7 protein-coding genes and 1 tRNA gene are annotated in these 7214 nt (G+C 60.7%); 6 read left to right on the top strand and 2 right to left on the bottom strand.

Annotated features, from left to right (window positions below):
* Positions 1-463 precede the first annotated feature (463 nt).
* The 5 genes from ACFFWD_RS19855 (at position 464) to ACFFWD_RS19835 (ending at position 4609) form a co-directional block, all read left to right on the top strand.
* A complete protein-coding gene (locus ACFFWD_RS19855; RefSeq protein ID WP_376968181.1) occupies positions 464-1468 on the top strand; it encodes a TRAP transporter substrate-binding protein in 1005 nt (334 codons plus the stop codon).
* A 306-nt stretch (positions 1469-1774) separates the two neighbouring features.
* Positions 1775-2347, top strand: coding sequence for a TRAP transporter small permease (locus tag ACFFWD_RS19850; protein WP_376968180.1), 573 nt, complete (start codon positions 1775-1777; stop codon positions 2345-2347).
* Positions 2347-3630, top strand: coding sequence for a TRAP transporter large permease (locus tag ACFFWD_RS19845; protein ID WP_376968179.1), 1284 nt, complete (start codon positions 2347-2349; stop codon positions 3628-3630). The genes ACFFWD_RS19850 and ACFFWD_RS19845 overlap by 1 nt, the downstream gene beginning before the upstream one ends.
* A 127-nt stretch (positions 3631-3757) precedes the next feature.
* Positions 3758-4360: a Spy/CpxP family protein refolding chaperone gene (locus ACFFWD_RS19840; RefSeq protein WP_376968178.1), complete on the top strand. Its 603-nt coding sequence runs from the start codon at positions 3758-3760 to the stop codon at positions 4358-4360.
* A gap of 173 nt (positions 4361-4533) precedes the next feature.
* A tRNA-Lys gene (locus ACFFWD_RS19835) sits at positions 4534-4609 on the top strand.
* Positions 4610-4986: 377 nt separating this feature from the next.
* Here ACFFWD_RS19835 and ACFFWD_RS19830 read toward each other — a convergent pair.
* Positions 4987-5277: a helix-turn-helix domain-containing protein gene (locus tag ACFFWD_RS19830; RefSeq protein WP_376968177.1), complete on the bottom strand. Its 291-nt coding sequence runs from the start codon at positions 5275-5277 to the stop codon at positions 4987-4989.
* A gap of 228 nt (positions 5278-5505) precedes the next feature.
* Here ACFFWD_RS19830 and ACFFWD_RS19825 point away from each other — a divergent pair, with 228 nt between their 5' ends.
* Complete coding sequence (locus ACFFWD_RS19825; RefSeq protein WP_376968176.1) at positions 5506-5784, top strand: DNA -binding domain-containing protein; 279 nt, start codon at positions 5506-5508, stop codon at positions 5782-5784.
* A 151-nt stretch (positions 5785-5935) separates the two neighbouring features.
* Here the strand turns inward: ACFFWD_RS19825 and ACFFWD_RS19820 are convergent, their stop codons facing one another.
* A complete protein-coding gene (locus ACFFWD_RS19820; protein WP_376968175.1) occupies positions 5936-6727 on the bottom strand; it encodes a hypothetical protein in 792 nt (263 codons plus the stop codon).
* Positions 6728-7214 lie beyond the last annotated feature (487 nt).

Genomic DNA, 7214 nt, shown 5'->3' with positions numbered 1-7214 from the left:
CGCCTTCGTCCACCTCGCCGCAATCTGCATTTGGCTCCGTTGAATGTGGATTCGTCCTAGTGCGCAATTGCGCACGGGGGCCGGGACCCATAATCACCAACGTTGATTGATGTGCTCTGCTGGAATGGCGAGTCCCGTTCACAACACCCGCCGCGGAGTATGGGTCCCGGCCTGCGCCGGGACGACAGCAAGATGTGTTCTCCTCCGGCGAATTCGCCATTTCCGAACCTCGCATTGACGTCATCGCGGCGACCGGGCACAGCGTGCGGCGGTGGCGTGCAAGCGCCGCCCAACAAACCGATACGCTGCGGAAATGGATACCGCCGCGACTTGTTGCGTTGCAGCAACGATGCAATTCAGACCCTGCTAAGGGGCAATGGCAATCGCGGTGGCATCCCTGTAATGGTGCGACCGGATTTCTCGGGGCCGGTGGTTCGTGCTCCGCAATGACGCGGGAGGAAACATGCGTAAGTTCATTTTGGCTGCGGCATCGATTGCCGCGCTGACCTTTGTCGGGCCGGCGTCGGCGCAATCGCCGATCGTGATCAAGTTCAGCCACGTGGTGGCGTCCGACACGCCGAAGGGCAAGGCGGCCGACAAGTTCAAGGATCTGGCCGAGAAGTACACCGCCGGCAAGGTGAAGGTCGAGGTCTATCCGAACTCGACGCTCTACAAGGACAAGGAAGAGCTCGAGGCCTTGCAACTCGGCGCGGTGCAGATGCTGGCGCCGTCGAACTCGAAGTTCGGCCCGATCGGCATCAAGGAGTTCGAGGTCTTCGATCTGCCCTACATCCTCCCCGACCTGAAGGCGCTGCGGAAAGTCACCGATGGTCCGCTCGGCGCCAGGCTGCTCAAGCTCTTGGATTCCAAAGGCATGACTGGCCTTGCCTATTGGGACAACGGCTTCAAGCAGATGAGCGCGAACAGGAAGCTGATCGCACCCGCCGATTACAAGGGCCTCAAGTTCCGCATCCAGTCGTCGAAGGTGCTGGAAGCCCAGTTCCGCGCGCTCGGTTCGATCCCGCAGGTGATGGCGTTCTCGGAAGTCTACCAGGCGCTGCAGACCGGCGTCGTGGATGGCCAGGAGAACACCTGGTCGAACATCTACACCCAGAAAATGCATGAGGTGCAGAAGTTCGCCACCAACACCAATCACGGCTATATCGGCTACGTCGTGGTCGTGAACAAGAAGTTCTGGGACGGCATGCCGGCCGATATCCGCGACCAGGTCGCCAAGGCGATGAAGGAAGCGACCGAGTTCGGCAACGGCCAGTCGGCCAAGGAGAACGAGGATGCGCTCGCCGACATCAAGAAGGTCGGCAAGACCGAGATCATCGCGCTGACGCCGGAGCAGGACGAGGCGATGCGCAAAGCGATGATGCCGGTCTACAAGGACGTCGCCTCGCGTGTCGGTCAGCCCTTGATCGACGAATTCCTGAAGGAAACGGGCCGCGGCCCGATGAACTAGGCGCGATGCCTTTCGGTCGAACGGTCGCCGAGAAGGCAGTGAACTCCCTCTCCCGCTTGCGGGGGAGGGTTGGGGTGGGGGTATCACCGCGAGTCGCGCTGTTCGTTCGTGTGGAGAGAGCCCCCACCCGTATCGTATCTTCGATGCGATACGACCTCCCCCGCAAGCGGGAGAGGTACAGCGAGCCCGCGGATGGACTTCTCGATCGAGATCCATCGCGCGAATGAATGAGCACCGCGGCCGCGAGAGGCCGCGGAAAGGGGGGCGTGGCCGGATTGCCGTGTCCGGCCATGACGGGGGAGATCAATGCTGCTGAAAATTCTGGACAGGCTTGAGGAAATCATCATCGCGAGCCTGATGGGCGCCGCGACGGTCTTGACCTTCGTCACCGTCCTGCACCGCTTCCTGGTGGACGTTCCGTTCCTGTATCCGTACCTGTTCGGGATCAACCTCGCCTGGTCGCAGGAACTCTGCATCTACATGTTCATCTGGATGGCGAAGTTCGGCGCCGCCTATGGCGTGCGTGCCGGCGTCCATGTCGGCGTCGACGTGCTGATCAATCGCCTCAACGATTATTGGCGCAAGCGCACCATCACCTTCGGCCTGCTCGGCGGCGCGCTGTTCACCGGGATCGTCGGCACCATGGGCGCCAAGTTCGTCTATGAGCTGATGCACACCGACCAGGTCTCGCCGGACCTCGAGATACCGAGCTGGTTCGTCTACCTCTGCATTCCGCTCGGCTCCTACCTGATGTGCTTCCGCTTCCTGCAAGTGTGCTGGAACTACTGGTGGCACGATGAGCTGCCGCACCATGACGCCGCCCATGTCGAAGGCGTCGAGACCAGCAAGACCGCGCCCGTCGCGCTTGGAGAAGCGTGATGAGCGCCGCCCTTATCTTCGGACTGCTGTTCGCCCTGATGCTAACGGGCATGCCGATCTCGATTTCGCTCGGCCTGACCGTGCTCACCTTCCTGTTCACGATGACGCAGGTGCCGATCGAGAGCGTCGGCCTGAAGCTGTTTTCGGGGCTGGACAATTTCGGCATCATGGCGATCCCGTTCTTCATCCTCGCCGGCACCTTTCTGACCCGCGGCGGCGTCGCGCGGCGGATGATCGCGTTCACGACCTCGCTGGTCGGCCATCTGCCGGGCGGCCTCGGGCTCGCCGGCGTCGCGGCCTGCGCGATGTTCGCGGCGATCTCTGGCTCGAGCGTCGCGACAGTGGTCGCGATCGGCTCGATCATGATGCCGGCGATGGTCGAGCACGGCTATCCGCGCCGCTTCGGCGTCGGTGTGATCTCGACCTCGGGCGCGCTCGGCATCCTGGTGCCGCCCTCGATCATCCTGGTGCTCTACGGCGTCTCCACCAACACCTCGATCGGCGCGCTGTTCATGGCCGGCATCGTGCCGGGCATCCTGCTCGCGCTGATGCTGGCGGCGGTGACCTTCGTCGTCGCGCTGCGCAACGGCTATCCGAAGATGCCGCGGGCGACCTTCGGCCAGCAGTTCAAGGCGTTCCGCGAGAGCGTCTGGGGCCTGCTCTTGATCGGCATCGTGCTCGGCGGCATCTATGGCGGCGTCTTCACGCCGACGGAAGCCGCCGCGGTTGCGGCGACCTACGCCTTCTTCATCACGGTGTTCGTCTACAAGGAGCTGAAGCTCTCCGAAGTGCCGAAGGTGCTGCTGCAGGCCGCGAGCATGAGCTCGATGCTGCTCTACATCATCACCAACGCGGTGCTGTTCTCGTTCCTGATGACGCATGAGCAGATCCCGCAGGAGATGGCGGCCTGGATCATCGACAAGAACTTCTCGGTCTGGATGTTCCTGCTCGTCGTCAACATCATCCTGCTGCTCGCCGGCAATGTGATGGACCCGTCGTCGATCCTCCTGATCATGGCGCCGATCCTGTTTCCGCTGGCGACCAAGATCGGCATCCACCCGGTGCATCTCGGCATCCTGATGATCGTCAACACCGAGGTCGGCCTGTGCCATCCGCCGGTCGGTCTCAACCTCTACATCGCGAGCAGTATCGCCAAGATGGGGATCAGCGAGATCACGATCTCGGTGCTGCCGTGGCTGTGCGCCATGCTGGTGTTTCTCGGCCTCATCACCTATGTGCCGGAGATTTCGCTTTGGCTGCCGCGGTTGCTGGGGATGATCTAGCTAGAGGGTTTCCGGGGAGAAATGGTCGTTCATTACATCTTGGTAAGGGAGGGCTAGCTATCCAATCCGTAAGTTGAAGGGGCGGGCGAGGGGGCCCATCTTCAGGCAACCTTCAAAGGAGGTTCGCATGAGGACGTTTACCATCGCCGCCGTCGCGGCTCTCGCGATTGCCGGATCGACCGCCGTCTATGCCCAGCATCGCCACTGGACCTATGGGCCGATGCGGATGATGAGCCCCGAGGACAGGGCGGCGTTCCTCGACGCGCGCATTGCCGCGGTTCATGCCGGGCTCAAGCTGAACGCGGACCAGGAGAAGCTGTGGCCGCCGGTCGAGGCCGCGGTGCGCGATTTCGCCAAGATGCGGATCGAGCGCGCCAACGCGCGGATGAACGCGGAGAAGGATTCAGGCGACGCGCAGATACCGGACAATCCGGTCACGCGGCTGCGCGAGCGCGCCGACAACATGGCGCAGACCTCGGCCGCGCTGAAGACGATCGCGGATGCCGCCGATCCGCTCTACAAGACGCTCGACGACGGCCAGAAGCGGCGGCTCACCTTGCTGACCCATATGGAGGGGCGCGGATTCGGCGCCGAGGGCTGGCGCCGCCACCGGTTTGAGCGCGGTTTCGACCGCTGGGACCGCGATGACCGCGAGCCGGGCCGGGGCCTCGACCGCGACCGTTACGACCGCGACAGCGGTCCCGACCAGGAGCGCTCGGGCCGGCTCTGACCGCGGTTTTCAGCCCCCCGCCTAAGCCTCGGAAAGGCCGCCGGAATCCGGCGGCGTTTGGCCGGTCCGGGGGATGCCAAAAGATGGGAAAAATTGGCTCAGTTTGCTGGACATCGCCAAGTCGCTTTGCTAAACGACGGCCCTCTCGCGAGGGTCATTTCCGGACCGGTTCCGGGCGCATAGCTCAGTTGGTAGAGCAGCTGACTCTTAATCAGCGGGTCCCAGGTTCGAGCCCTGGTGCGCCCACCAATGACCTCAAGCACTTAGCGAGAGAAACCGTTTGAGAAGGCCGAACTAAAACGGTTTTTCAAACGGTGTTTTTACGAAGCTGCAAGGCATCCGACTCTCGACAATGTGATCGGCGATCTCGCAGAAGCGGGGTGGTTCAGCTTGCTCCGACGCGGATGGCATTGCCACCGCGGATGGCAAAGCGCGCTGTTGTAGGATCTCTGAATGAGGGCGTCCCTTGAGCCAACGTACCTTGTAGTCGGGGGGCGAGTCCCCCCCCCCCGCTACCAACTGGTGCGGTACTCAGTAAACGTAGGATCAAGGACCGGACGGCCGCCCTTGGGCATGATGACTATTTAGCAGGTGATCTGCCTATAACGATGCGACCTAGATCCAAACTACGATCTCGTGGGCGCCGGTGACGGCTTAGACCGCGTCGGCTGCCGTTTACCAAGAAGCCGGCGCAGCACGTTGAGCGCCTCATGTGCTCCGAACCCCAAAGCCTCGCATATTTCAATCAGCTCGATGACGTCAATCCTACGCTGACCGGACTCCATGTGCGTGACCCAAGATTGGTAGACCCCCAGCCTTTGAGCCAAATCGATCTGGCGCAGCCCGGCCTTTTTCCGCAGCTCAGCCAGCAGCGCTGCGAGCTTTGGTTGAAGCGGTGATGTCACCGTTTTCGGCATCCGGCCCCCAAAAGAGGCCAAAGACATAAAACGACTTTTCAGATACCTAAAAAATAGGTATGGTGGTTCCCATCACATCCATGGATCACCTATGTGAAGTTCGCATCAGAGGCGTCGGATTATGTCTCTATGGGCGCATGTCGGTGAGGTAGGCGGGGCAAGTTGGGTTCCTGCGCGAACGCCGCAGCCACGGCGGTTGCTAAAGCTCGACCGCGCTTGACAACGCAGATGACAAAACCTTCCTCCGAACCGAGCGTATCCGATAAGGCGCCGACAGTGTCAGTGGTCACGCCATACGATCATGAACACGCTGTGACCTACTTGCGGCTGCTCGATGCTTTCGAGGAGGGCGCCGATTGGCGAGATGTGGCTCGCATTGTTCTCCGTATCGATCCCGATTGCGAGCCCGATCGGGCCCGATATGCGTTCGAAAGCCACCTCGCCCGTGCCAAATGGATAAGCGAGGAAGGATATCGCCATGTCCTGCGTGGCGAAGGGCTCAATTAAAGAAGATTGCTGAGGCAGCATGCTCCCTTGTGCGCCCGACTCTAGCCACTTTGGCTGATTTCACGCAGTGGTCTTCAAGGAAGTAGAATGATCCGCCCGGGCCCGCTAGTAGCTTCAACATGGCTCTCTGATCTACTCAGAACGAGGTCGGTCATTCGACGTCTGGCCATGCGCCGCCGTTGAATAGGCGCATCATCCAACCTTCATCAGCCAGCGACTTGTGAGGCACCGGTTCAAAACCGATGCGACGCCGATAAAGGCGAACAAGTGCGCGTTGCCGACGCTCGAAAGCCGGTCGGTTCTCTGCCGTCACCTTACCTTCGTACTCGAGCGGAAACGCTTTGAGCACCATAACCGCCATGCTGCGTCGAATACGCTTGAGCAGGGCGTCAATAATCTGCCAAGCAGCCTCGACGTCAGCCCAGGCGTTGGCGTCGATCACCAGCCGATCAAAGCTGCAGACGTCGCCGTAGCAAAAGGGCTCGTCGGTCCACCAATTTCGTTCATCATCGGTGCCCCAAACTCTTGCGACCGCAACGGCAGTCTCATACTCGGTTTGCGAATTCATGTCGCCGCGATGAACAAAGCCCTCAAGGTCCCAGCCACCACCATCGTCGTCGTATACGCCCCGCCATACTGTCAATGTGCCCGCCGCGATGCGTCGGCTATCCCGTTCGATCACAAAGAAAACATGGCGGTGCTGAAAGTTGTAATAGGCGTCCACCAAACGGCAGAACCGGTTGATCCAAGCATGCCCGATCAGACCGTTTCGCTCTGCGGTCCAATTGGGCTTCCGTTGATGGGGCACAATCTCGTAAACGAAGTGACGCTCTGCAGGGGGAAGCGCAGCGTGACGCGCGTTGGCTTCCTCGTGCTCGCGTCTTAATTGCGCTCGCCTCTGCTCATCGGTCAGACCGTCCAGCCTTTCAGTTGGATCGTTCATGGTGCCCCGCCTAGCTTTTGCATTCTCGATATTATGGGTGGAAAGAAGCTGGGTTTTCGAGGCCCGAGCACCAGTTCTGCCTAAAAGCACCCAGCCAAGGTATCTTTCGTTTCCGGGCGAGACGTGTAAGATATTGAAAATACTTCAATTTTCTTCGCCCTCCGAACGCATAACTAAGCGAGCTAGGGTTCCGTGATTATAGGCTCGCGCTGTAATCAATCCCAAATTCGTGGCTCTGACGTGCCAGCAACTCGTACAGATCCCCCAGCCCACTGGGAATCAGGCTGCAGGCCGGATTGCATCTTCTTCCTCGCCCGGAGCAACTGGCTTCAATTTGAGCTCACTCATCGGACGCCGGCTTGCTCCGCGGCCGAGCCAATCTCGACAAGCAGCGTCTTCCGTGAGTGACTTACCCAATGTATGGTCCGGCCGTGCGTTGCAAGTGGTTTCGCCGAGCTGGCGGTGAGCAGTCTTGCATCAATGTATC

The organism is Bradyrhizobium erythrophlei (genome assembly GCF_042430365.1).
Lineage (GTDB): Bacteria > Pseudomonadota > Alphaproteobacteria > Rhizobiales > Xanthobacteraceae > Bradyrhizobium > Bradyrhizobium erythrophlei.
This window is presented reverse-complemented; position numbering and strand designations above follow the sequence as displayed.

Coding starts and splice junctions, on each gene's coding strand:
- ACFFWD_RS19855 (WP_376968181.1), top strand. CDS start 464: ATGCGTAAGTTCATTTTGGCTGCGGCATCGATTGCCGCGCTGACCTTT.
- ACFFWD_RS19820 (WP_376968175.1), bottom strand. CDS start 6,727: ATGAACGATCCAACTGAAAGGCTGGACGGTCTGACCGATGAGCAGAGG.
- ACFFWD_RS19840 (WP_376968178.1), top strand. CDS start 3,758: ATGAGGACGTTTACCATCGCCGCCGTCGCGGCTCTCGCGATTGCCGGA.
- ACFFWD_RS19850 (WP_376968180.1), top strand. CDS start 1,775: ATGCTGCTGAAAATTCTGGACAGGCTTGAGGAAATCATCATCGCGAGC.
- ACFFWD_RS19825 (WP_376968176.1), top strand. CDS start 5,506: ATGACAAAACCTTCCTCCGAACCGAGCGTATCCGATAAGGCGCCGACA.
- ACFFWD_RS19830 (WP_376968177.1), bottom strand. CDS start 5,277: ATGCCGAAAACGGTGACATCACCGCTTCAACCAAAGCTCGCAGCGCTG.
- ACFFWD_RS19845 (WP_376968179.1), top strand. CDS start 2,347: ATGAGCGCCGCCCTTATCTTCGGACTGCTGTTCGCCCTGATGCTAACG.